The organism is Microbacterium abyssi (assembly GCF_015277895.1).
In the GTDB taxonomy this organism is placed as follows: Bacteria; Actinomycetota; Actinomycetes; order Actinomycetales; family Microbacteriaceae; genus Microbacterium; species Microbacterium abyssi.
The window spans coordinates 984,333-1,007,600 of the sequence record NZ_CP063815.1; the positions used below are offsets into that span (position 1 = coordinate 984,333).

The 23,268-nt window shown below is 69.1% G+C and carries 21 protein-coding genes; 10 read left to right on the top strand and 11 right to left on the bottom strand.

The window, feature by feature from the left end; all coding sequences use genetic code 11:
• Positions 1-10 precede the first annotated feature (10 nt).
• From IM776_RS04900 to IM776_RS04910, 3 genes are all read left to right on the top strand, one after another.
• Positions 11-220: a hypothetical protein gene (locus IM776_RS04900; RefSeq protein WP_194421893.1), complete on the top strand. Its 210-nt coding sequence runs from the start codon at positions 11-13 to the stop codon at positions 218-220.
• Positions 221-223: 3 nt separating this feature from the next.
• Positions 224-1,153, top strand: a complete 930-nt coding sequence (locus IM776_RS04905) for an aldo/keto reductase (protein WP_194421894.1) — start codon at positions 224-226, stop codon at positions 1,151-1,153.
• A gap of 143 nt (positions 1,154-1,296) precedes the next feature.
• Complete coding sequence (locus IM776_RS04910) at positions 1,297-3,702, top strand: glycoside hydrolase family 3 protein (RefSeq protein WP_194421895.1); 2,406 nt, start codon at positions 1,297-1,299, stop codon at positions 3,700-3,702.
• 55 nt (positions 3,703-3,757) lie between these two features.
• On the opposite strand, the gene IM776_RS04915 is transcribed toward IM776_RS04910, so the two are convergent.
• A complete protein-coding gene (locus tag IM776_RS04915; RefSeq protein WP_194421896.1) occupies positions 3,758-4,372 on the bottom strand; it encodes a flavodoxin family protein in 615 nt (204 codons plus the stop codon).
• A 74-nt stretch (positions 4,373-4,446) separates the two neighbouring features.
• Positions 4,447-5,040, bottom strand: a complete 594-nt coding sequence (locus IM776_RS04920) for a GNAT family N-acetyltransferase (protein ID WP_194422510.1) — start codon at positions 5,038-5,040, stop codon at positions 4,447-4,449.
• 45 nt (positions 5,041-5,085) lie between these two features.
• On the opposite strand from IM776_RS04920, the gene IM776_RS04925 reads away from it, so the two are divergent.
• Entirely contained in the window at positions 5,086-5,463 is a 378-nt protein-coding gene (locus IM776_RS04925) for a PLD nuclease N-terminal domain-containing protein (protein WP_194421897.1), read from the top strand.
• Here IM776_RS04925 and IM776_RS04930 read toward each other — a convergent pair.
• The 7 genes from IM776_RS04930 to IM776_RS04960 are packed head-to-tail and all read right to left on the bottom strand — an operon-like array spanning position 5,460 to position 12,083.
• Positions 5,460-6,422: an epimerase gene (locus IM776_RS04930; RefSeq protein ID WP_194421898.1), complete on the bottom strand. Its 963-nt coding sequence runs from the start codon at positions 6,420-6,422 to the stop codon at positions 5,460-5,462. The two genes, IM776_RS04925 and IM776_RS04930, sit on opposite strands and share 4 nt — an antisense overlap.
• Positions 6,419-6,991, bottom strand: coding sequence for a DUF4166 domain-containing protein (locus tag IM776_RS04935; RefSeq protein WP_228479919.1), 573 nt, complete (start codon positions 6,989-6,991; stop codon positions 6,419-6,421). The genes IM776_RS04930 and IM776_RS04935 overlap by 4 nt, the downstream gene beginning before the upstream one ends.
• A 49-nt stretch (positions 6,992-7,040) precedes the next feature.
• Positions 7,041-8,006 carry an NYN domain-containing protein gene (locus IM776_RS04940; RefSeq protein ID WP_194421900.1) on the bottom strand — a complete coding sequence of 322 codons (966 nt, stop codon included), beginning with the start codon at positions 8,004-8,006 and terminating at the stop codon, positions 7,041-7,043.
• A complete protein-coding gene (locus tag IM776_RS04945; protein ID WP_194421901.1) occupies positions 7,999-8,994 on the bottom strand; it encodes a Gfo/Idh/MocA family protein in 996 nt (331 codons plus the stop codon). Before IM776_RS04945 ends, IM776_RS04940 begins: the two co-directional genes overlap by 8 nt.
• Before the next feature lie 4 nt (positions 8,995-8,998).
• Positions 8,999-10,057, bottom strand: coding sequence for an LLM class flavin-dependent oxidoreductase (locus IM776_RS04950; RefSeq protein WP_228479920.1), 1,059 nt, complete (start codon positions 10,055-10,057; stop codon positions 8,999-9,001).
• Positions 10,058-10,089: 32 nt separating this feature from the next.
• Positions 10,090-11,403, bottom strand: coding sequence for an O-acetylhomoserine aminocarboxypropyltransferase/cysteine synthase family protein (locus IM776_RS04955; protein WP_194421902.1), 1,314 nt, complete (start codon positions 11,401-11,403; stop codon positions 10,090-10,092).
• On the bottom strand, positions 11,400-12,083 hold the full coding sequence (locus IM776_RS04960; RefSeq protein ID WP_194421903.1) for an alpha/beta hydrolase: 684 nt from the start codon (positions 12,081-12,083) through the stop codon (positions 11,400-11,402). The genes IM776_RS04955 and IM776_RS04960 overlap by 4 nt, the downstream gene beginning before the upstream one ends.
• Positions 12,084-12,203: 120 nt before the next feature.
• On the opposite strand from IM776_RS04960, the gene IM776_RS04965 reads away from it, so the two are divergent.
• The 6 genes from IM776_RS04965 to IM776_RS04990 are packed head-to-tail and all read left to right on the top strand — an operon-like array spanning position 12,204 to position 18,353.
• A complete protein-coding gene (locus IM776_RS04965; RefSeq protein WP_194421904.1) occupies positions 12,204-13,724 on the top strand; it encodes an ABC transporter substrate-binding protein in 1,521 nt (506 codons plus the stop codon).
• A complete protein-coding gene (locus tag IM776_RS04970) occupies positions 13,724-14,668 on the top strand; it encodes an ABC transporter permease (protein ID WP_194421905.1) in 945 nt (314 codons plus the stop codon). The genes IM776_RS04965 and IM776_RS04970 overlap by 1 nt, the downstream gene beginning before the upstream one ends.
• On the top strand, positions 14,665-15,528 hold the full coding sequence (locus IM776_RS04975; RefSeq protein WP_194421906.1) for an ABC transporter permease: 864 nt from the start codon (positions 14,665-14,667) through the stop codon (positions 15,526-15,528). Before IM776_RS04970 ends, IM776_RS04975 begins: the two co-directional genes overlap by 4 nt.
• The gene (locus tag IM776_RS04980) at positions 15,521-16,417 is read left to right on the top strand and encodes an ABC transporter ATP-binding protein (protein ID WP_194421907.1); all 897 of its coding nucleotides are present in this window, start codon (positions 15,521-15,523) and stop codon (positions 16,415-16,417) included. The genes IM776_RS04975 and IM776_RS04980 overlap by 8 nt, the downstream gene beginning before the upstream one ends.
• Positions 16,414-17,205 carry an ABC transporter ATP-binding protein gene (locus tag IM776_RS04985; protein WP_194421908.1) on the top strand — a complete coding sequence of 264 codons (792 nt, stop codon included), beginning with the start codon at positions 16,414-16,416 and terminating at the stop codon, positions 17,203-17,205. Before IM776_RS04980 ends, IM776_RS04985 begins: the two co-directional genes overlap by 4 nt.
• A gap of 29 nt (positions 17,206-17,234) precedes the next feature.
• Positions 17,235-18,353: an LLM class flavin-dependent oxidoreductase gene (locus tag IM776_RS04990; RefSeq protein ID WP_194421909.1), complete on the top strand. Its 1,119-nt coding sequence runs from the start codon at positions 17,235-17,237 to the stop codon at positions 18,351-18,353.
• 18 nt (positions 18,354-18,371) lie between these two features.
• Here IM776_RS04990 and IM776_RS04995 read toward each other — a convergent pair whose 3' ends face one another.
• The gene (locus tag IM776_RS04995; protein ID WP_194421910.1) at positions 18,372-19,316 is read right to left on the bottom strand and encodes a quinone oxidoreductase family protein; all 945 of its coding nucleotides are present in this window, start codon (positions 19,314-19,316) and stop codon (positions 18,372-18,374) included.
• A gap of 9 nt (positions 19,317-19,325) precedes the next feature.
• Positions 19,326-23,264, bottom strand: a complete 3,939-nt coding sequence (gene hrpA / locus IM776_RS05000; protein WP_194421911.1) for an ATP-dependent RNA helicase HrpA — start codon at positions 23,262-23,264, stop codon at positions 19,326-19,328.
• Positions 23,265-23,268 lie beyond the last annotated feature (4 nt).

Genomic DNA, 23,268 nt, shown 5'->3' on the forward strand with positions numbered 1-23,268 from the left:
GGAGGCAGCCGTGATTCTCAGCTTCATCATCTTCTTGGTCATGTTCGTCGGCGGGATCTGGGTGATGGGCATCTCGTTCGAGGTCGCGGGCCTGGAAGCGCTCCTCTTCTGCGCGGGTCTCGCCCTCGTCTGCCTGTCGATGGCATGGATCATGCGCGCCGACCGCAGCGGTGCCACGCGCCGCTCGAACAATTGGGACGGTGGCCCCGCCACCAACTGACAGATGAAGTCAGTACCGTTCGGCCCCACGACAGCACCCGCGGTGATCGCGGGGATGATGCGCATCGACGACAAGGACGATGCGCACATCCGTGATCTTTACCGCACCGCGCGCGACGCCGGCGTCGATTTCTTCGATCACGCCGACATCTACGGCGGCAGCATGCACTTCTGCGAGCAGCGATTCGCGGATGCTCTGAAGCTGAGCGCCGGCGAACGCTCGGAGATCACGCTGCAGACCAAGTGCGGCATCGTCCCCGCCGACGGCGCCTTCGACTTCTCGTACGAGCACATCGTCACGCAGGTGGAGGGCTCGCTGCGTGCGCTGCGCACCGACTACATCGACGTGCTTCTCCTGCACCGGCCCGATGCCCTCGTCGAGCCGGATGAGGTCGCCCGCGCGTTCGATGAGCTCGAGGCATCCGGCAAGGTCCGGGCCTTCGGCGTCTCGAATCACACGCCGCGCCAGATCGATCTGCTGCGCACGTCCGTGCAGCAGCCGTTCGTCGCCAACCAGCTTCAGCTGTCGATCACGCACGCACCGATCATCACGCAGCCCGTCGCCATGAACATGGCCGCCGAGGAGCAGAGCGTCGTCCGTGACGGCGGCGGCATCGTCGAGTACTGCCGCATCAACGACATCACGATCCAGGCATGGTCTCCGTTCCAGGCCGGATTCTTCAGCGGAGTGTTCCTCGGGAACCCGGCCTACCCCGAACTGAACGCCGTCATCGATCGTCTCGCCGACAAGCACCGGGTCACGCCGATCGGCATCGCCACGGCATGGATCACACGGCATCCCGCGAACATGCAGGTCGTGCTCGGCACGACCACGCCGAAGCGGGTGAGCGACGCCGCAGCCGGCGCCGATGTCGTGCTCACCCGCCCCGAGTGGTACGAGCTGTTCCGCGCCGCCGGCCACCTGCTGCCCTGACCCTCATTCGGTTTCTCGCCGCGCTCCAGGCGCTCGCCGCGCCGGCCAGCCGGTCGTCGTGCAACAGACGGCAATCGCTTGTTGTCCGTGCGCGACCCGGACAGGCTTGCGGCGCACGCTAACCGTTCGAAGGAGAACTTTTGATGAGTGTTCATCCACGCAGGAGCCGCCGCCGAGGAATCGCGGCGATCGCTGTCGCAGTTCCACTGACCCTGGCGATGAGTGTGGGCGCGGCGGCAGCTGAGCCGCAGGCCGCTGGCGCCGACCTGGCGTCCTCCACCGCCGCGACCGGCAAGGGCAACGGTAACGGCCATGGAAACGGCAACGGCAACGGCCACGGCAACGAGGGCAACCACGGCAAGCCTCCGGTGCTCGAGGCGACAGTCAAGCCGCTGATCAAGGTGAAGGGTCGTCATTTCAAGGATCTCAACGCCAACGGCAAGCTCGATGTCTATGAGGACTGGCGCAAGCCGGTCGACGATCGCGTCGCGAACCTCGTGGATCAGATGACGCTCGAGGAGAAGGCCGGCCTCATGCTCATCGACACACTGAACGCAGCATGCGACCCGGCATCCGGTGAGTTCGGCACCGTGCCGGAACTCGCCGACGACTTCATCGGCGAGCAGCAGATGCATCGCTTCATCTTCCGCAACGTCGTCGCCGCCGGTGACCGCGGGGCTTGCGAGCCCGCGGGCGGAGGCTTCTCGACGAACGTCGTGGTCACCCCCGCAGAGGCCGCGGAGTTCATGAACCAGATCCAGGAGAAGAGCGAGGCGACGCGCCTCGGCATCCCGGCGCTGTACAAGTCGAACGCCCGCAACCACATCGACCCACAGGCACGAGCCGGCATCAACGAGTCGGCCGGTGCGTTCTCGCCGTTCCCGAAGGAGGCGGGCATCGCTGCCGCAGCTCTCGGCGAACAGGCGCTGAACGACGGCGAGGCCACTGATGGCGACATGTCGGTCGTCGAGGACTTCGCCGAGGTGATGGGCGACGAGTGGTCCTCGATCGGACTGCGCGGCATGTACGGCTACATGGCAGACCTCTCCACGGAGCCGCGCTGGTACCGCACGCACGAGACGTTCACCGAGGATGCCGATCTCGGCGCGAACATCATGGGCGAGCTCGTCGAGTCCCTGCAGGGCAAGGTCGACCGAAACGGCGTCTCCCTCAGCCCCAAGACCGACGTCGCCCTGACGATGAAGCACTTCCCCGGCGGCGGACCGCAGGAGCTGGGGCTCGACCCGCACTACGCCTTCGGCAAGGCGCAGGTCTATCCGGGCGATGCCTTCGGGTACCACCTGAAACCCTTCGAGGCTGCGATCGAGGCGGGAGTCTCGTCGATCATGCCGTACTACGGAGTTCCGGTCGACGTCACCTACGAGGGGGTCGACTACGAAGAGGTCGGCATGGCGTTCTCCGACCAGATCGTCAATGGTCTGCTGCGCGATCAGATGGGCTTCCAGGGCTACGTCAACTCCGACACCGGCATCATCAACGACCGCGCATGGGGTCTCGAGGATGCCACGGTTCCGGAGCGCGTCGCCGCCGCCATCAACGGCGGCACCGACACCCTCTCCGGGTTCAACGACGTCGCGACGATCACGGATCTCGTGGATGCCGATCTGGTCAGCGAGGAGCGCGTGACGCTCGCGGCGGAGCGCCTGCTCACGCCGATGTTCCAGATGGGGCTGTTCGAGAACCCGTACGTCGACCCCGAGGTCGCCACGGAGACGGTCGGCAGCGAGGAGAACCTCGCCACCGCCCTCGACCTGCAGCGCAAGTCCACCGTGCTGTTGCAGAACGACGATTCGCTCCTCCCGCTCTCCGGTGGCGAGACCGTCTACGTGCTCGGCAACGTCGACGCCGCCGAGGTCGCAGCCGCAGGCTTCGATGTCATCGACGGGAACAATCCGGACGAGCAGCGCACTGCAGCCGAGGCCGACGTCGCGCTCATCTCGATGACGGCGCGCAACGTGAACACCGGCGGCTACGTCAGCAACGACCCCGCGAGCGGGCTGAACCCCGAGCACGTCAACCCCAGCGTGATCGAAGGGTTCGCAGGGCTCGACGGGCAGAGCCCGTACGGCGCGGCCGACGCCTGCGTCGCGACGGGCGCTGCGGCGTGCACCGACAACGGTCTGCGCTTCGGCGGATCGCTGCCGTGGGAGTCGAGCGTGATCGACTTCTCCGGCATGTCCGAGGCCGAGTCGTGGGAGGTCACCCCTGGCCTGGACACGGTCCAACAGGTGATGGCCGAGGTGGGAGCCGAGAACACCGTTCTCGACATCTACTTCCGTCAGCCGTTCGTGCTCGACGAGGAGAGCGGCCTGCGTGACGCCGGCGCGATCCTCGCCAACTTCGGCAACACCACCGCGTCGCTGATGGATGTCGTCTCGGGCGACTTCAACCCGCAGGGCAAGCTGCCGTTCGCCCTCGCCGGAACGCCGGAGGCCATCCTCGAGCAGAACAGCGACACTCCTGGATACGAGGAGACCACCGACGGGGAGCTGTTCCCGTACGGGTTCGGCCTCAGTTACCAGGACTGACGACGGTACGAGAAGGCGCCGCCCGGGACCAACCCGGGCGGCGCCTTTCGTGCGTTCAGGACGACACCGGATACCGCCGCTCACGCAGCAGTTGCGCCAGGTGCGCGGCATTCGCGGTTGCCGTCATGGTCGACTGGGCGACCTTCTCCGGAGTGCTGTCCAGATCCTTGTAGTCCGTGCCGTGCATCGCCTCGCCGTTCCAGTACACGACCCCCTGTGCAGGAATCGTGAATCCGACGTCGCCCAGCGCCTGGTAGAGGATGCCGGTGATGTGATGTGCACCGTCCTCATTGCCCACGATCCCGGCGAGCGCGACCTTGTCGAACAGCGTCGGACGACCTTCGTCGTCGGTCTCGCTGAGCTCGGCATCCAGCCGCTCGAGCACGCGTTGCGCGACGCTGGAGTGCTGCCCGAGCCACGTCGGCGTCATGAACACGATGATGTCGGAGGCCAGCACACGGTCGCGGAGCTTCGGCCATTCATCGCCGTCGCCCATATCGGCCTGGACGCCCGGCCGTATGTCGTGGTCGACGGCGCGGATGCTGTCGATGCCGACGCCGTGGCCTGCCAGAGCGGACAGGATCTGCCGTCCCAGAAGGTCGGAACTCGACTCAGCAGGTGACGGTTTGAGCGTGCAGTTGATCATCAGTGCGGTCAGTTGTGTGTCCATGCGGGCAGGCTAGACCGCGCCTCTCCGGTGCGTGGAGGGGGTTCCGCGAGGCGTGCGGAAGAGGTAGTGGGGCCTCAGCGTCGCTTGGCGAGACGTGCTTCGAGGTTCGCCTCGACGGCCGGCCACTCCGGCTCGATCACGGAGTACTCCACGCTGTCTCGCAGCGCCCCGTTCCGGAAGCGCGTCATCGCCCGCATCACGCCGTCCTGCTTTGCGCCGAGACGCTCGATCGCCGTGCGGGACTGGAAGTTCACCCACTGCGTGGTGAAGCCGACACGGAAAACGCCCAGCGTCTCGAACGCGTGTCGCATCAGCAGCAGCTTCGACTCGGCGTTCGTGCCGGTGCCGTGCGCCGACGGCCGGTTCCACGTGTACCCGATGTGGAGCCGGGGCACCGATTCGTCGAGGTCGTAGTACGTCGTCATGCCGATCGCCCGTCCTGCGGCGTCGAACGCGGTGAAGGGCACCATCTCGCCCTTCTCGCTCAGCGCGAGACGCCGCTCGATCTCCTCCGCGACGCCGTCCGGCGCGGGAACCGAGGTGTACCAGGCTGCCTGCCACAGGTCACCCTCCCGCACGGCGTCGACGAGGCCGTCGTGGTGGCTGCGATCGAGTGGGCGCAGCTCGACGAAGTCACCGGTCAGAACGAGCGGGGCGGGAGGGGTCAGAAATGCCACCTGCCCATTCAACCAGTGCTCGTCTACGCTGAGAGCATGCCGTTCGTCTCCATCCTCATCGTCGCGCTGATGGTGGGCGCCCTGATCGATGTCATCATGCGCGACGAGTCGCAGGTCAAGCGTCTGCCGAAGATGGTGTGGGTGATCCTGGTCGTCCTGATCCCCCTGATCGGCAGCATCCTGTGGTTCACCCTCGGGCGCGAGTACGGCGATGGCGGCGTCTCGCTGCCGAGGATGCCGCGCCGCGAGGCGCGTGCGAACGGTGCGGCGCATGCGTCGGCGCCCGCCCGGCAGGCTGCGCCCGCCGACGCGCGGACGACCGAGCAGCAGATCGCCGACCTCGACCGCGAGATCGAGGAGTGGCGGCTGCGCGAGGAGATCGCCAAGCGCCGGCGCGAGGACGACGCGCGCTAAGGCCGCTCGCGGTCGAAGGACTCCCGCAGCGCGGGTTCCAGCGTCGGGTACGAGAACTCGAACCCCGCGTTCGTGAGCGTCTCCGGCAGCACCCACCGGCTCTTGAGGATCAGCTCGGTCTCCGTGCGGATGCCGATCGCGCCGATCTCCAGCATCCATCGCGGCATCGGCGGGCCGATGCGCGCCCCGAGGACCCGGCGCACGGTCGCCATGAAGGTGCGGTTGTCCACCGGATTCGGGGATGCCGCGTTGATCGGTCCCTCGAGCTGCGGATGCTGCTCGACGAAGTCGATGATGCGGGCGACATCATCGATGTGCACCCAGCTGAAGCGCTGCGTGCCGCGCTTCGCGCCGGGGCGATGCGCGGTGCCCGCAGCTCTGCGCGCCCGGCTGATCGGCCACCAGCCGTCGTGCTGCGCTCCGCCGAGACCGATCCGGGCGAGGTTCTTCAGCGGACCGAGCACGCCGCCATGGCCCAGTACGATCGTGCTGCGCAGCGCCACCCGGCGGGTGCGCGGGAGTACGTCGGCGAACAGCGCCTCCTCCCAGGCCTTCGCGACCTCGACCGAGAAGCCGGTACCGAGCTCGCCGGTCGATTCGGTCATGGGTCTGTCCTCGGCATGCCGGTAGATCGTCGCGGTCGACGAGTTCAGCCACAGCGCCGGCGGCTGCGCCGCCGCGGCGATCGCGCGGCTCAACGTCGCCGTCGTCTGCAGGCGTGAGCGGAAGATCTCCGCCCGGTTCTCCGGGGTGTACCGGCAGTTCACGCTCTTACCGGCGAGCCCGATCACCAGCGCCGCACCATCGACCGCCTGATCGATGCCGGGCTGGTCGTCCCAGGTCAGATCGGCGCCGGAGCGGGAGATCGTGATGACCTCGCGCCCTTCCGCGCGGTACTTCTCCTGGAGCCGACGCCCCATGAACCCGGACGATCCTCCGATGACTATCCTGCCGCTCATGCGCGCTGCTCCTCGATGCGATAGCTGAAGTCTCCGACGTACTCGTAGATGCGCCCGAGCAGCGGCATGTCGATGACGACCGAGACGCGCTGGCGTCCGACCTCATCGTCGAACGCCTCGGTGAGGCGTACGACGGGCGAGACGAGCCGCGGCAGCCGCAAGCGCAGCCGACCCCAGCGGATGCCGATGGCATGACTGGTCATCGACAGCGCGCCCGCATCGACCTCGACATCGAAGCTTGCCGCCACGACGCCGGGTTCGCCCAGCTCGTCGACCACGCGGCCATGCGGATTGAGCGAGACGGCGTCGCGCATGATCCACTGTTGACCCGGCAGCAGGAACTCGCGCTCACTGACGGCGCGTCCGGCGACCAGGCGGTTCGTGACGCGGAACGGCACGCTCAACTGCCAGCCGGCGTAGACCACCCCGCACTCGTGCAGCGGGCGCAGCAGTGGCCACAGCCAGCGCCTGGGCGTGCCCACCCTGCGGAAGGTGCCCTCACCGATGCCGACGTGCCCGTCGGGGAGCGGGGAGAAGTATTCGCGCAGTCGGGGATGCAGGTCGTTCATGCGCTCGCCGAGGACCTGCGCGTACGGAGAGCGCGGGCTGGGCCCCATCTCAGCGTTCGCGGAGCCGGACGAGCCGCTCGTGTCCGGTCTCCTCGAGCTCGGCGATCTGATCCCGGGACTTCAGGAAGTCCGAGAACGAGCGGTAGCCGAGGGCCTTCTCACTGAAGGAAGGGTCCATGCGGCGCATGTGCGTCTTCACGGCGGAGCTGTGCAGCCACTCGTCGGCGTCGGCCTTGTCGTGCCCGAGGCGCAGGGCGCGCTGCAGCAGAGCCGTTCCCTCGTCCTGTGCGCTGAGCTGCGAAGTGTCGGCGTCGGTGTCGGCCGGCTTCGTGCTCTTCTTCGCGCGGCTGCGGCTCGCCGGCTTGGTCTTGACCGGGCTCTCCGCGTCTGCGGCCGTGTCCGCCTCGGCATCCGCCGGTGCCGTCGTCACCGTCTTCTTGGCCACAGGGCGCGCGACGCCCGGAAGCGAATCGTACGATTCGAACTCGTCGCACGCGGCGGCCAGCGACTTCGCCGTGGAACCGGCGACGCCGACGCCGATCACGTAGCGTCCCAGCCGCTTGCAGCGCTGGGCGAGCGGCACGTAGTCGCTGTCGCCGCCGACGAGCACGACGTGGGTGAGGTCGGACAGCCGGAACATGTCCTCCACGGCATCCACGGCCAGGCGGATGTCGGCTCCGTTCTTCGCGTACGCCGCGGCGGGGAACAGCTGCACGAGGTCGACGGCGCGGGCCACGAGCTGCGAGCGGTACTCGGCATTGACGGGAGACGACCAGTCGGCGTAGGCGCGGGTGAGCACGAGCGTGCCGAAGGAGGACGCGTAGTCGATGATCGCGCCGACCTCGATCATGGCGTCCTTCAACCGCTCGGCGACCTCGGGATCGTGCGGGTTGTCGGCGATGCGCTGACGATCCTTGCCGTACGCGTTTCGCCCGTGCACGCGGTCGTACCAGGAGATGACGATGTTGTCGAAGTCCAGGTAGACGGCGACGCGGGTGTCCTGGGTGTCAGCCATCGGTGCGCTCCTCACTCGGGTAGCGCACGCCGATCTGCGCCCTGACCTCGTCCAGCGTCCCCATGATCGCGACGCTCTCGGCAAGCGGCAGGATGTCGCCGGCGAGGATGCCGTCGCGCACGAGCCGCTCGGCGGCCAGCGCCTGATACTGCATGCCGCGACCGTCGATGTGCGACTCATAGCTCTCGCGCACCTCGCCGTCCGGCGTGACGACCCGGAAGGAGGTCGGCGCGTACCAGACCCTGTCGATCTCGATCCGTGCGTCGGTGCCGATGATCGCGGCCGAGTTTGGACCTGCGGCCCTGGACGAGGACAGGGTCGTCGAGATCGCGCCGCCGGCGTGGGTCATGAGCGTCGCGACCTCCGCGTCGGCCCCGGTGTCGCCGAGGCGCGCGCTGGCCTGCACGGTCTCGGGAGCGCCGAGGATGTCCCAGACGAACGAGACGGGGTAGATGCCGAGATCCAGCAGCGCGCCGCCGCCGAGCTCGAGGGCGTTGAGCCGGTGCGCAGGGTCGTCGGTGATCTTCTGGGTGTGATCGGCGGTGACGGCGCGGAGTTCACCGAGCGTCCCGGCTGCGATGATCTCGCGGATGCGGATCATGTGCGGCAGGTAGCGCGTCCACATCGCCTCCATCGCCAGCAGCCCGCGTTCGGAGGCGATGCGCTGCAGATCCTCGGCCTCGGCCCTGTTCACGGTGAAGGCCTTCTCGACGAGCACGTGCTTGCCGCTCTCGAGCGCGAGCTTCGCGCCGGCGTGATGCATCGGATGCGGGGTGGAGACGTAGATGATGTCGACGTCGGGGTCGGCGGCGAGCGCCTCGTAGGACGCGTGCGCACGCGGGATGTCGAATTTGGCCGCGAACGCGTCGGCGGATGCCTGCGAACGCGAACCCACCGCGACGAGATCGAGATCTGCGGTGCGCAGGTCGGAGGCGAAGGCGGTGGCGATGCCACCCGTGGCGAGGATTCCCCATCGAAGACCGGTCATGCTCTCAGCGTAGAGCAGACACCAGCGCCTCCTGGGGGACGAGCGGGAAGACCTGCTCGGCGATCCGCTCGAGTTCCTCGTCCAGCGGTGATGCCTGGATGAGCAGCAGCGTGATTCCGGCATCCGCGTATTCGGTGATGCGCTCGGCGACCTGCTCGGCGGTGCCGACGAGGTTCGGGCGCAGCCCTCGGGTGCCGACCGAGTATTCGCGGCGGCTGACGTCGAGCGAGAGGTGCGAGTTGCGGCGGAACTCCTCGAAGGACGCGTAGCCGGGGGAGTTCTCGTCCACGGTGGTGATGCGGTCGAGCTCGCGCTGCGCCTCGGCCTCGGTGTCGCGGACGATCACGTACGCCGGCATCCCGAACTCGGCGATCGGGCGGCCGTGCAGCCGCTCCGAGCGCGCGTTCATGTCGGCGACGTTGCCGCGCACCTCGTCGAGCGTGCCGCCGTGCATGACGTAGGCGCCGGCGAAACCGGCGATCGCCTCACGCCCTGCTTCGCTCTCGCCGCCGGCGAAGACGACAGGCAGCGCTGCGGGCTTCGGCTCGACGATCGTCTCCTCGAACTCGTAGTGGTCTCCGCCGAAGGTGAACGGGGTCTGCGACCACAGCCCGTTCAGCACCTCGACGAACTCCGTCGCCTGCGCGTAGCGGGCGTCGTGAGTCGGGAAGTCGCCGCCGAACTGACGCGCCTCCTCGGCCCACCATGCGGCGACGACGTTGAGCGCGACGCGGCCGGGGGCGATGCTGTCGAGCGTGCTGACGGTCTTCGCGAGGACGGCGGGGAGGTGGAAGCCGGGGCGGACCGCGGTCATCACGCGAAGCCGCTCCGTGACGGCGAGGATCGCGGCCGACAGCGACCACGCCTCGAGGCTCGGTGCCTCCACGCCCTTGCGGTCGTTGAGGTAGAGCTCGGGGACGAGAGTGGTGTGGAAGCCCAGCCGGTCAGCCTTCACCGACACCTCGCGGATGTACTCCCAGGTGGCGGCCATCCGGCCCTCATCGGTGACGTTGCGGAGGAATCCGCCGTAGACGGGGGTCCAGTATCCGAGGTTGATGCCCATGATGCTCCGGTCGGTTGCGCGCGCGAGCGCTGTCAGATGCCCGCGAGGGCGCTGTCGAGGTCGGCGATGAGGTCGGCGGGGTCTTCGAGTCCGGCGCTGAGCCGGATCGTGTTCAGCGAGATGCCGGCGGCGGCGCGCTGCGCGGCGTTCAGGTGCGAGTGCGTCATGGATGCCGGATGCGAGACGAGGCTGCGGGCATCGCCGATGTTCGCGACCAGCCGGAAGATCCGCAGCGCGTCGACGACCTGTGCGACCCTCGCGTGCGCGTCGGTCGCGCTGCCGGCTTCGTCGTCCACGAGATCGAACGAGAACACGGAGGGCACGCCGCGCGGCAGGTAGCGCTCGGCGAGTGCGTGCCAGCGGTTGCCGGCGAGGCCGGGGTGGTGGACGGCCGCGACTCGAGGATGCTGCGCCAGGTGCTCTGCGACGGCGAGCGCGGTCGCAGCCTGGCGCGAGACGCGCAGGTCGAGCGTCTCGATGCCCTGCAGGATCTGCCAGGCGTTGAACGGGGACAGCGACGGGCCGAGGTCGTGGACGTACTTCGTCTTCACGAGTACGGCGAACGCCTGCCCGATCCCGAAGCGCTCCCACAGCACGAGGTCGCCGAACCGCGGATACGGGGCGGTGAACTGCGGCCAGCGGTCGGAGTCGGCGCCGAAGTCGAACGTGCCCTGATCGACGACGACACCGCCGAGGGAGGTGCCATGACCGGCCAGGAACTTCGTGGCCGAGTGCACGACGAAGTCGGCCCCGTGCTCGCCCGGACGCACCAGGTGCGGGGTTCCGACGGTGTTGTCGATCACGACGGGGATGCCGGCATCGTGAGCGATCTGCGCCACCGCCTCGAAATCGAGCACCTGCGCGATCGGGTTCGCAATCGACTCCGCGAACACCGCCCGGGTGGTCGGTCGGATCGCCGAACGCCAGGCATCCGGGTCGTCCTGATCGACGAACGTCACCTCGATGCCGAGGTCGGCGAAGGTGTCCTGGAACAGGTCGACGGTGCCGCCGTACAGCTGATGGGCCGACACGATGTGGCCACCTCGGCCGGCGAGCGCCAGCAGCGTGACGGCGACCGCGGCCTGCCCCGAGGCGACCGCGACGGCGGAGGCGCCGCCCTCGAGGGCGGCGACGCGCTGCTCGAGGATCAGCTGGGTCGGGCTGGCGCTGCGGCTGTACAGGTTGCCGATCTGACGCAGCGCGAAGATGTCGGCCGCGTCGGCGAGCGAGGCGAACTCATACGCCGCCGTCTGATGGATCGGCGGCACAGCGCTGTTCTGCGGGGCGCGGGAGTCGTAGCCGGTCTGCACCTGCGCCGTAGCGAAGCCGGCCTTCGTCCCTGTCATACCGGCGCTCCCTGTCGGCGCGGGCGCACGACGGGCTCGCGCACGTCGCCTGAGCGCAGACGCTCAAGCCACAGCACGATCGTGGCGGCGACGCTGCGGTGCGACTGGTCGTTGAGCGCATCATGCAGGCCGTCCACGGTCTCGACGAGTTCGAGATCGGGGACGGCGCCGAGCACCGCGGAGGCTTCGACGATGGGGGAGACCGGGTCGGCGGTGCCGTGGAACGCGAGTACTGGAACCGAGACCGCGGCGAGGTCTGCGGCGTCGGGCACCGGTTCCACCGCGACGCCGGCCGTGCGGGACTCCGGCGTTCCGAGCACGCCGAGGTGCAACGGGCAGGCCGTGCGCTCGGCATCGGCGGGCTCCGCGGCGGCGGCGTCGACGGGCGTGCCGGCGAGGAGCGCGGCGTCCGCCTCCGCTCCCTGTGCGAGCGCTCGCAGGACCGACGCCGCGCCGGTGTCGGAGCCGGCGAGGACGCGGGGCGCGTCGGCGGCGGCGATCCAGGATGCCGCGGCGTCCGCATCCGCCTCGAAGACGGCGACGGTGTACCCGTCCGCGCTCAGGCGGCGGCCGAAGCGCTCGTAGACGGGGGCCAACTCGCCGCGTCCGGTGACGAGCGCGATCGTGCCGCGCACGCGGGCGGCGGGCCAGACGGCGGCGGGGGACAGGTCGGTGCTCATGCGGTCCATCCTCGGGGCGGGGCGAGGGCGGCGTGGGCGATGTGTCGAACTGTTGCAGTCTGTGTCGCCCCGCATCGGGACCCCTCGCCGGCGGAATCGCGCCGTTCTACTTTCGCATCCATGACTTCACGACACCGACTCGCACCACTCGCCGTGCTCGCCGCGGCCGCGCTCGCCCTGACCGCCTGCTCCACGGCGCAGGCCACCGGTGACGCCGGCGCCGAGGATACGTCGCTCACATGGGGGTGGAATCTCCCCACCAGCTGGGATCCGGTCACCTCGACCGCGGGCTGGGACACGCACGCGCTCGCCCTGGTGTACGACGGGCTGACCCAGCTCGATACTGAGGGGGAGCCGGTCCCGGGTCTCGCCGAGACGTGGGAGTACAGCGCGGACGGCACCTCGATCACGTTCCACCTGCGTGACGATGCCGTATTCAGCGACGGGACGCCGGTCACCGCCGAGGCCGTGAAGCTCAACCTCGAACGCGGCCGCGACCAGGAGAACTCCACCCTCGCGGGACAGCTGCGCATCGTCACCGCCGTCGACGCGGTCGATGACCACACCGTGACGGTGCATCTCGACCAGGCCGATTACCAGGTGCCGTACCTGTTCGCGGGCAAGACGGGGTTCATCGTGAACCCCGCCGCCTTCGACGATGTCGAGGCTCTCGCCACACAACCGGAAGGGGCCGGCCCGTTCGCCCTGACCGAGTACGTGCCGAACGCTCACGCGACGCTCGAGAAGAACGAGGAGTACTGGAACGCCGACCACATCTTCATCGATGACCTCTCCGTCGTCCCGGTCGCCGACCCTGCGACCGCGGTGGCCGGGGTCAGCTCCGGCCAGTGGGATGTGTCGATCATCCCCGCCGCTCAGGCGGAGGCGGCCGAGAGCGCAGGGCTCGAGGTCGAGGTGATCAAGGCGCTCACGGTGCGCACCCTCGACGTGAACAGCACCGTGGAGCCGTTCGACGACCAGCGCGTGCTGCAGGCGATCAGCCACGCGACCGATCGGCAGGCGCTCATCGACGCCACCTACTTCGGGCACGGCACCCCGAACTGGCAGCCGTTCCCCGATGGCTACGTCGCACACAACGACGAGCTCGACGACCTGTACCCGCACGACATCGACGCGGCGAAGGACCTGCTCACGGAAGCCGGCTACCCGGACGGCGTCGACGTCACGCTCACACTCGGCGAGGACGACACCGCCCTCGCCGAGCTGCTGCAGGCGCAGTGGGCCGAGGCAGGCATCCGCGTCACGTTGAATGTGCAGGCCGCCGGCGCGCTCGCACAGAACTACGTGCAGCGCACGTTCCCGCTCGCGCTGGACAGCTACTCGGGACGTCAGTCGCCGTTGCAGGCTCTGGAGGTGCTGTACGGCCCGGAGGGGCTGATGAACCTCGGCCGGCAGACCCCCCACGAGCTCACGACGGCGATCGACGTCGCCCGGGCGACTCCGACGGACGACCCCGAATACGCTCAGCGACTTCAGGATGCCGTCGAGGTCGGCGTGCGCCTGCAGCCGAACACATTCCTGTTCAGCTGGCCGCGCATCCTCATCCACCCCGAGGGCGTCACCGGCATCCAGCACTGGCTCGACGTGCAGCGCTGGGAAGACGTGAAGATCGAGGACTGATGCGCACCCTCCTGGTCACGTTCGGCACGGCTGTCACGGTCTTCGTGCTCGCCACCTTCGCCACGTTCGCGCTCGGCGCGGCGAGCGGGTCCAATCCCGCCGCCGTCGCGCTCGGCGAGGTCGCCACGCAGGAGGACGTCGACCGGCTCAACCACGTGTTCGGGCTCGACAGGCCCTTCCTCGTCCGCTACTTCGATTGGATCTCCGGCGCCGTCACCGGAGACCTCGGCAACAGCTGGTTCACCACGATTCCCGTCGCCGACAGCATCGCGCAGGCGTTCCCGGTGAGCCTGTCCATCGCCATCGGCGCGATCGTGCTCGCGCTCTTGTTCGGCTTCGTCGGGGGCGTGCTGGCAGCCGTCACCCGAGGAGGCTTCGTCGATCGCGTGGTGACGCTGCTGACCACGGTATCGGCGACCGTTCCCGCGTTCGTCGCCGCGATCGCGCTCATCCTGGTGTTCGCGTACGCGATCCCGATCTTCCCCGTGGCGGGTTACGTGCCTCCGAGCAAAGACCTCGGTGGCTGGTTGCTGTGCCTCGTGCTCCCGTCCGTCGCGCTGAGCCTCGATGCCGGGGCCGACATCGCCCGCCAGCTGCGCACCTCGCTGGTCGGCACGCTCCAGGAGAACTACATCATCGGGGCGCGGGTCCACGGCCTCGCGCCGGGGCGGATCGTGCTGCGCCACGCCCTGCCGGTCGCGTCGACTCCGGCGCTGTCCGTGCTCGGCGTGCATGCGCCGAGACTCATCGGCGGCGCGGTCATCACGGAGGTGATCTTCGGGATGCCGGGACTCGGTCAGCTGGCGAACCGGTCTGCACTGCAGGGCGACATCCCGGTCGTGCAGGGGGTGCTGCTGGTCACGATCGCGATGGTCGTCGTCATCGGCGCGATCATCAATCTCGTCATCGCCCGCACCGGCGGCACCGAACGGAGCGCCGCATGAACGTCATCGCACGTCTCTGGGCGGCCGGCTGGACGGTGCGTGCCGCGTTGCTCGTGATTCTCGGCGTCGCAGCGATCGCCGCATTCGGGCCACTGCTCGCGCCGTACGACCCGCTCGCGCAGAACACCTCGATCGCCCTGCAGGATCCCTCTGTCGCTCACGTGTTCGGCACCGACTATCTCGGTCGGGACGTGTTCTCCCGCCTGCTTGCAGGTGCGCCGGCATCACTGCTCAGCGCACTCGGCGCCGCTGTGATCGGTCTGGTGCTCGGGGCGATCCCCGGTGCGCTCAGCGCGTTCGTGCCGAAGATCGGCGAGTGGCTGTCTCTTCGGGTCGTCGACGCGCTGCTGTCTCTGCCATTCATCCTGTTCGCCATCGTGTTCGCGGCGCTGCTGGGGAACGGGCTGTTCCAGGCGACCCTGGCGATCGGCATCCTCATCGCACCGGGCTTCTTCCGGATAGCCCGTGCTGCCACACTGCGCGTGCGCGACTCGCAGTACGTCGAGGCGGCCGTGTTCCTCGGCGGATCGTCCTGGTGGGTCCTCCGAAGGCACATCTGGCGGCAGGTCGCCCCGAACCTGGTCGTCGCCTCGGTCTCGGCTCTGGGAGGGGCACTGCTCGCCGTCGCGTCGCTCACCTTCCTCGGCATCGGCGTGCAGCCTCCGGCGCCGACCTGGGGCGGGATGCTCTCCAGCGACCTCGGATACCTCAGCCAGCGCCCGTTCGGTCCCGTTGCCCCGGCGCTCGCGATCATCGTCACCGTCGGTGCGTTGAACCTGCTCGCGGATGCGGCGCGCGAGGTGCTCGGGGCGGATGCCGTCAGCACCCGCCCGCGCCGGAAGGAGAAGTTCCATGTCTGAAGTGCAGACCGCCCCGACGCGCACACGGAACGCGGCGCCGCCCGTGAACGAGGAGCCGTTCGTCCCGTCGTTCGACGAGAGTTCGCTGACGCGGCCTCCTGCCGCGTCAGCGGAGAACCTCGTCGTCACAGCCGCAGACGGCACCGAACTCGTGCACGGCGTCTCGGTCTCGGTGCGGCCCGGGGAGGCTCTGGGCATCGTCGGCGAGTCCGGCAGCGGCAAGACACTCACCTGTCGCGCGCTGCTCGGCATTCTGCCTCCCGGCCTCCGCGTCGCGGGCGGCACGGTGAGCATCGACGGCCAGAATCTGACGGATGCCGGCGAGAAGGAGTGGCGCCGCGTACGCGGCACCCACGTCGCGGCGGTCTTCCAGGACCCCGCCTCGTACCTGCATCCCGCGATCCCTGTCGGGGCGCAGCTGGAGGAGACGCTGCGGATCACGGCCGGGCTGTCCCGGAAGAGCGCGCGCGAGCAAGCCCGTGCGCTGCTCGATGATCTCGGTATCCGCCGCGTCGACCTCGTGCTGCGTCAGCGCGTGGCCCAGCTCAGCGGCGGGATGCTGCAGCGCGTGCTGATCGCGATGGCGCTCGCCGCCGACCCGGCGGTGCTCATCGCCGATGAGGCGACGACAGCACTCGACGTCACGGTGCAGGCCGAGCTGCTCGAGTTGCTGAAGCGTCTTCGGATCGAGCGAGAGCTTGCACTCATCCTCGTATCGCACGATCTCGCGGTCGTCGCGCAGGTGTGCGAGCGCGTCCAGGTGTTCCGCGACGGGCGCGTCGTGGAAGCCGGAGCGACGTCGCGGGTGCTGCGCGCTCCCGGGCACCCGTATACGCGGGAGCTGTTGGCAGCCCACGCCGCCTATGGACTGGAGAGGTTCCTCGGATGACGTCGAATCGTGTGCTTCAACTCGACGCAGTCTCGGTCGACTACGACAAGGTGCGCGTGCTCGACGGCATCTCGCTGACGATCCGTCCCGGAGAGGTCGTCGGCGTGGTCGGCGAGTCCGGGTCCGGGAAGACCACGCTCGCACGGACCGTGCTGGGGGCGGTGGCACCCGCGGCGGGGCAGGTGCACGTCGCGGGACGCGACGTCAACCGCCTCCGTGGCCGGGCTCTTCGCCGCTGGCGTCGTTCGGGTGCCGTGCAGTATGTGTTCCAGGACCCGCTGCGCTCTCTCGATCCCGGCATCCCCGTTGCCGACTCGATCGTCGAGGGGCTGAAGATCGCCCGCATTCCGGCAGCCGAGGTCGCGCGCCGTCGGGCAGCTGCTCTCGAAGCGGTCGGCCTCGACGAAGACCTGGTCACGCGACTGCCGTCCGGACTCTCCGGCGGCCAGCGACAACGCGCCGCGATCGCCAGGGCGCTCGTGGTCGAACCGAGGCTGCTGGTGCTCGATGAGCCGGTGAGCGCGCTCGATGCCGCCAGCCGCGACCACGTCGTGCAGGCGCTCATCGCGCTTCGCGACCGTCGTGGCAGCGATCTGGCGATGCTCGTCATCTCGCATGACATCGGCTCGCTCGCCGCGATGAGCGACCGTCTCGTCGTCCTCGATCACGGTCAGATCGTCGAAGACGGTCCGACCCGCGGCGTGATCGCCCAGCCACAACACCCGTATACGCAGCGGCTCATCGCCTCTGTACCCGTCATCCACACCACTTCCGCAAACCGTCCCTGAACTCTCATTGATCGACCATTGGAGCTGACATGCCCATCGAACTTCTCGGAATGATCGCCACGACCGCAGGGTCTGAGTCGAAGGCCATCTCTGGACCCGTCGTCGACGCCGACTATGTGCGCGAGTTCTCCCGCGCGCACGAGGACGCCGGATTCGACCGCGTGCTGATCGGATACAGCGCGAGCTCGCCCGACGGCTTCGCGGTGGCATCGGCCGCATTGCACGCCACAGAGCGGCTGAAGGTGCTCATCGCACATCGGCCGGGATTCGTGCCGCCCACGATCGTCGCCCGCAAGCTCGCCACCCTCGACCACCTCACCGGCGGTGGGCGGGTCGCGATCCATCACATCACCGGCGGCAGCGAGGCCGATCAGCGTCGCGACGGCGACTTCAGTGAGAAGAACGACCGTTACCGGCGCACTGGCGAGTTCATCGACGTGTTGCGTCGAACGCTCACTGCGGATGAGCCCTTCGACCACGACGGAGAGTTCTATCGTTTCGAAGGTGCTTACTCGGGCGTGAAGCCCGCCACCGATGCAGGGATCCCGATCTTCTTCGGCGGGCTGTCGGACGGCGCCGTCGAGGTGGGCGCGAAGGGCGCCGATGTGTACATGCTGTTCGGTGAGCCGCTGGACGACGTCGCCGAGCACGTACGCACGATCCGCGCTGCCGCGGCCAAGGAGGGACGCCGGATCGAGTTCAGCCTGTCCACCCGGCCGATCATCGCAGACACCGAGGAGGAGGCGTGGGCCAAGGCAGATCGGATCTATGCGCGCACCGAGGAGCTGCTGGCCGCCCAGCAGGACGGCAACACACTGGCGTTCGCGCGACCACTGCGCCGCGAGCGGACGGCGGTCTCGGCCGATCGTCTGCAGGAGCACGCCAAGCGCGGCGATGTGCATGACGAGCGGCTCTGGCTCGGCATCACCGGGCTCACCGGGCCGTCCGGCAACTCCACGGCACCCGTCGGGACGCCGGCGCAGGTCGCCGAGGCGCTGCTGAAGTACTACGACCTCGGCGTGACCCGGTTCCTCATCCGCGGATTCGACCCGCTCGGCGACGTGCGCGACTGGGGCAAGGAGCTGGTGCCGCTGCTGCGCGAGGGCGCGCGGCAGCGTGACGAGAGGAGCGCGGAACAGGTCGCCTGAACCCGGCGACCGCGGCCGTCACGGCACGAGGGTGATCTTGCCGCGCGCCTGATGTGCCTCGATCAGCCGGTGCGCCTCGGCCGCCTCGCTGAGGGGAAGCTCCGCGCCCAGTTCGACCTGGAAGTCGCCGGTCGCGATGCGGTCGATCGCGACCCGCACGCCCTCTTCGCGCCAGGCGAGCTCCTCGGCGGTGAGCGGCTCGGGGGAGCCGCCGCTGAATGCGCGGATGCCGAAGTCCGCAGCATCCGGCCCGCGCACGATCGTGGCGATCCGGTTGCGGTCGGCGACCAGTTCGAGTGAGGCCTCGATCGCCTCGTCGGTGCCCGCGCAGTCGAGAGCGACCGTGATATCGCCGTCGACGGCCTCGCGCAGGCGGTCGGTCAGACCTTCGCCGTACGCGACCGGGATGGCGCCGAGTTCGCGAAGCTGCTCGTGACGGGCCGGGCTGCCGGTGGCGACGACGGTCGCACCCCAGGCGACGGCGAACTGGATCGCCGCCTGCCCGACCGCACCGGAACCGGCGTGCACGAGCAGGATTTCGCCCTCACCGACCTGGAGCGAGCGCAGGCACTGGTAGGCGGTGCCGACCGGGATGGCGAGACCGGCAGCCTCGGCGGCGGTCACCGCGTCGGGGAGTGCGTAGAGACGGTCGGCCTTGATGGCGATGTGCGTCGCGTACGTGCCGATGGCGTCGCGGACCGCCACGCGATCGCCGATGGCGAACCCGGTCACGCCGTCGCCCACCGATTCGATGACACCCGCGCCGTCGAACCCGACGCGGCGCGGTTCGGTGATCGGGGGCATCGGCCGCTTGCCGCTGCGCCGCTTCGCATCGAGCGGGTTCACACCCGCGGCCTCGATGCGGACCACCACTTCGCCCGGACCTGCGACGGGGTCGGGGATCTCCACGAGCTGGAGGACGTCTGGGGAACCGAGTTCTGTGTAGACGATCGCGCGAGCCATGCGGCCAGGCTACCCGCCGCGCAGGACCTTGGCGATCCGCTGCGGCGACACCGGCTGCGCCGTGCCCAGCCGCTGCGCGAAGACGCTGATCCGGTACTCCTCGAGCAGCCAGCGCACGTCCGTTATCGCAGGCGGCGCATCCGCGGGAAGCGGGACCGTGCCGCCGGCATCCTGATATGCCTGCGCGACGCGCTCGTACTCGGTCATCCGCGCGCGATCCCGGCCCGCATCGTTCTCGAGCGTCTTGAGCCGGTCGAGCATGCCGTCGAGGTACCGCGGGAAATGCGCGAGCCGCTCGGTGCCGGCCGCCGAGATGAAACCCGGATGCAGCAGACCACTGAGCTGCGAGCGGATGTCGTTCAGCGGACCGAGGAGCGCGAGCGAATTCTGCGACTTGATCCCGCGCTCGACGTCGCGTGACTTCGTGAGGATGCGGGCGACGAGCGACACGGTCTGGAACAGGTCGTCCACGAGCCTGGCATTGACGGCATCCCGTGCCTGGATGAATGCCGCCTCCGTTCGGATCGTCGTCTCGGGCAGGAGTGCGCGTGCGACGGCCATCCTCGCGTCCTCGATGAGTGCCGCGACCGACGGATACGGAGACGCCGCCAGCGCGAGCTTCTCCTGCGAGGTGAGATGCTCCTGCACGTACGACGCCGGCGAGGGGACGTTCAGCAGCACCAGCCGCAGCACGCCGTCACGGGTCGCCTTCTCAGCGGCGTCTGCCGTCGCCTCGACGCGCACCGACACGCTCTTCCCGCGATCGACGATCGCCGGGTACCCACGCACGACCCCGCCGGCGACCTTCGTGTCGAGTACCTCGGGAAGCTCGCCGAACGTCCAGTTCGTGAGGCCGTCCTGCTCGATCGGACCGCGAACGGATGCCGCCGCAACGGCCTGCGCATCGGGCTTCGTGCGGTCGGCGCCGGTGGCCGGTCGCGCGATCGACCGTGCGACACTCGCCCTCGCGCGATCCGACAGCGACCGCTGCAGTTCGCTCAGGTCGCGTGCGGATCCGGCGACGCGGCCGCGCTCATCCACGGCGCGGAAGTTCATGCGCAGGTGCCCCGGGACGCGCTCGTCGTCGAAGTCCGCGGCCGACACCGGCTGATTGGCGAGGGGCTGGATGAGCCGCGCGAGCGCCTCCTTCAGCGAACGCTCCGGGAGGCCTGCGCGGCCCTCCGGGCCCTGCTCGGCCAGCGCCTCGCCGAACCTGTCGGCCCAGTCGGCGGCGGGGACGACGTGCCGCCGGATCGCCTTCGGCAGCGCTCGCAGCAGGGCGGTGACGAGTTCGGCTCGCAGCCCCGGCACCTGCCAGTCGAACCCGCGATCCTCGATCTGGGCCAGCAGCGCCAGCGGCACGACGACGCTCACGCCGTCGTCGGCCGCGCCCGGCTCGAACCGGTAGGCGAGACCGAGCACCTGGTCGCCCTGCGTCCAGCGCGTCGGGAACTCGTCCTTGTCGGCACGATCCTCGTCCTCGACGAGATCGCTCTCGCGCATGACGAGCAGCTTCGGCGTCTGCTGGAGCGCATCGCGCCACCAGCTCTCGAAGGAGCGGACGTCGAACACCTCGGCGGGAATCCGCTCATCGTAGAACCGGAACACCGCCTCGTCTCCGGCGAGGATGTCGCGCCGCCGCTCGCGCTCCTCGAGCTTCTCCAGGCGCCGGCGCAGTTCGAGGTTGCTGCGCCAGAACGCGCTGACCCGCTTGTCGATCCGCCCCGGATCCCACTCGCCCTCGACGAGTGCGTGCCGGACGAACAGCTCGCGGGATGCCGCGCGGTCGATGCGCGCGAACTGGATGCGTCGCCGGGGGATGATCTCCACCCCGAACAGCGTCACCTTCTCGTAGGCGACGGCGGCGCCGGCATCCTTCGACCAGTGGGGCTCGGAGACCTGGCGCTTCGCGAGGTCTCCGGCCAGTGATTCCGCCCAGGCAGGATCGATCGCCGCGACGGTGCGAGCGAAGGTGCGCGAGGTCTCGACGATCTCTGCGGCCATCACCGCGCGCGGACTCTGCTTGCGCAGGCCGGAGCCGGGGAAGATCGAGAACCGGATGCCGCGTGCGCCGCGGTACTCCGACATACGGCGCTTCGGGTCCTTCTGGCTCTTCGCCTGGCCCTTCGGGGGCGTCTTGGTGTTCCGCTCGTCGAGGATGCCGATCTGGGACAGCAGCCCGGACAGCAGCGCGCGGTGGATGGCGTCGGCCTGGTGGCCGGGGAGGGACGTTTCGACTCGCTGCGCTCGCTCAACGCGTTTCGTCTCGTCCTTCTGCTTCGGGACGAGGGATCGGAGCTGGCGGTGCACGTCGAACCACTCGCGCACGCGCACGTAGTTCAGGTGCTCCGAGCGGCACAGGCGGCGGAACGCGCTGGAGCCGAGCTCGCGCTGCTGCTCGCGCAGGTGGTTCCACAGGTTCAGGACGGCCAGGAAGTCGCTGGTCGGGTCGGTGAATCGTGCGTGCATCCGGTCGGCGGCATCCCGCACTGCCTGCGGGGCGTCCTGCGACGGACGCTCGCGGACGTCCTGGATCGTGAGGCCGGCGACGATCGCCAGGACATCACCGGCGACGCCGGTGCGCTGGGCTTCGACCAGCATTCGCGCGAAGCGGGGGTCGATCGGCATCCGGGAGATGTCTCGCCCGATCTTCGTCAGCCTGGGGGTGTCGCGAGAGGTATCGACTGCGCCGAGTTCGGTGAGCAGATCGAACGCCGCCTTGATGCCGCGCGAATCCGGTGGCGTCAGGAACGGGAACGCCGTGATGTCGCCGAACCCCAGTGACAGCATCTGCAGCACGACCGAGGCGAGGGAGGTGCGCAGGATCTCGGGCTCGGTGAACTCCGTCCGCTTCTCGAAGTCCTCCTCGGAGTAGAGGCGGATCGCGATGCCGTCGCTGGTGCGGCCAGCACGTCCGGAGCGCTGGTTCGCCGATGCCTGCGAGATCGGTTCGATCGGCAGGCGCTGCACTTTGGAGCGGTTGCTGTACCGCGAGATGCGCGCGGTGCCGGTGTCGATGACGTACTTGATGCCGGGGACCGTGAGGCTGGTCTCGGCGACGTTGGTGGCGAGGATGACGCGACGGCGCACCCCCGCCACGCGGCTCGGCTCGAAGACCCGGTGCTGTTCGGCCGCGGACAGCCGCCCGTAGAGGGGGAGCACCTCCACCGGAGCCTTGGTCGACGTGTAGGCCGCGCGCACAGCATCCGCGGCATCCCGGATCTCGGCCTCGCCGGGAAGGAACACGAGCACGTCGCCCGGGGCCTCGCGATCGAGTTCGCGCAGCGCCGCGACGATCGCGGAGACCTCGTCCTCGTTCTCGTCCTCCGACGGACCCCGGTACCGGATCTCGACCGGATACGTGCGGCCCGAGACTTCGATGACGGGTGCGGGAACGGGATCGCTCCCTGAGCTCGTCGAAGGGGCGGCGAAGTGCTTCGCGAAACTCTCCGGGTCGATGGTCGCCGAGGTGATGATGACCTTGAGGTCCGGCCGCTCGGGGAGGATGCGCGTGAGGTAGCCCAGGAGGAAGTCGACGTTCAGCGAGCGCTCGTGCGCCTCATCGATGATGATCGTGTCGTAACGGCGGAGCAGCCGGTCGCGGTGGATCTCGTTGAGAAGGATGCCGTCGGTCATCAGCGCGACCTTCGTGTCGGCCGACACCTGATCCGTGAAGCGCACCTTGTAGCCGACGAGTCCGCCGAGTTCGACCTGCAGCTCCTCCGCGACGCGTTCGGCGATCGTGCGGGCGGCGAGGCGCCGGGGCTGCGTGTGAGCGATGCTCGTGCGCCCGAGCTCAAGGCAGATCTTGGGCAGCTGCGTGGTCTTGCCGGAGCCCGTCGCGCCCGCCACGACCACGACCTGGTTGTCGCGGATGGCGCCTTTGATCTCCTCCCGTGCGGCGCTGACCGGCAGCTCCGGGGGATAGGAGATCAGAGGCGAAGACATAGCC

Coding starts and splice junctions, on each gene's coding strand:
- IM776_RS04905 (WP_194421894.1), top strand. CDS start 224: ATGAAGTCAGTACCGTTCGGCCCCACGACAGCACCCGCGGTGATCGCG.
- IM776_RS04910 (WP_194421895.1), top strand. CDS start 1,297: ATGAGTGTTCATCCACGCAGGAGCCGCCGCCGAGGAATCGCGGCGATC.
- IM776_RS04915 (WP_194421896.1), bottom strand. CDS start 4,372: ATGGACACACAACTGACCGCACTGATGATCAACTGCACGCTCAAACCG.
- IM776_RS04925 (WP_194421897.1), top strand. CDS start 5,086: ATGCCGTTCGTCTCCATCCTCATCGTCGCGCTGATGGTGGGCGCCCTG.
- IM776_RS04930 (WP_194421898.1), bottom strand. CDS start 6,422: ATGAGCGGCAGGATAGTCATCGGAGGATCGTCCGGGTTCATGGGGCGT.
- IM776_RS04935 (WP_228479919.1), bottom strand. CDS start 6,991: ATGAACGACCTGCATCCCCGACTGCGCGAATACTTCTCCCCGCTCCCC.
- IM776_RS04940 (WP_194421900.1), bottom strand. CDS start 8,006: ATGGCTGACACCCAGGACACCCGCGTCGCCGTCTACCTGGACTTCGAC.
- IM776_RS04945 (WP_194421901.1), bottom strand. CDS start 8,994: ATGACCGGTCTTCGATGGGGAATCCTCGCCACGGGTGGCATCGCCACC.
- IM776_RS04950 (WP_228479920.1), bottom strand. CDS start 10,057: ATGGGCATCAACCTCGGATACTGGACCCCCGTCTACGGCGGATTCCTC.
- IM776_RS04955 (WP_194421902.1), bottom strand. CDS start 11,403: ATGACAGGGACGAAGGCCGGCTTCGCTACGGCGCAGGTGCAGACCGGC.
- IM776_RS04960 (WP_194421903.1), bottom strand. CDS start 12,083: ATGAGCACCGACCTGTCCCCCGCCGCCGTCTGGCCCGCCGCCCGCGTG.
- IM776_RS04965 (WP_194421904.1), top strand. CDS start 12,204: ATGACTTCACGACACCGACTCGCACCACTCGCCGTGCTCGCCGCGGCC.
- IM776_RS04970 (WP_194421905.1), top strand. CDS start 13,724: ATGCGCACCCTCCTGGTCACGTTCGGCACGGCTGTCACGGTCTTCGTG.
- IM776_RS04975 (WP_194421906.1), top strand. CDS start 14,665: ATGAACGTCATCGCACGTCTCTGGGCGGCCGGCTGGACGGTGCGTGCC.
- IM776_RS04980 (WP_194421907.1), top strand. CDS start 15,521: ATGTCTGAAGTGCAGACCGCCCCGACGCGCACACGGAACGCGGCGCCG.
- IM776_RS04985 (WP_194421908.1), top strand. CDS start 16,414: ATGACGTCGAATCGTGTGCTTCAACTCGACGCAGTCTCGGTCGACTAC.
- IM776_RS04990 (WP_194421909.1), top strand. CDS start 17,235: ATGCCCATCGAACTTCTCGGAATGATCGCCACGACCGCAGGGTCTGAG.
- IM776_RS04995 (WP_194421910.1), bottom strand. CDS start 19,316: ATGGCTCGCGCGATCGTCTACACAGAACTCGGTTCCCCAGACGTCCTC.
- hrpA (WP_194421911.1), bottom strand. CDS start 23,264: ATGTCTTCGCCTCTGATCTCCTATCCCCCGGAGCTGCCGGTCAGCGCC.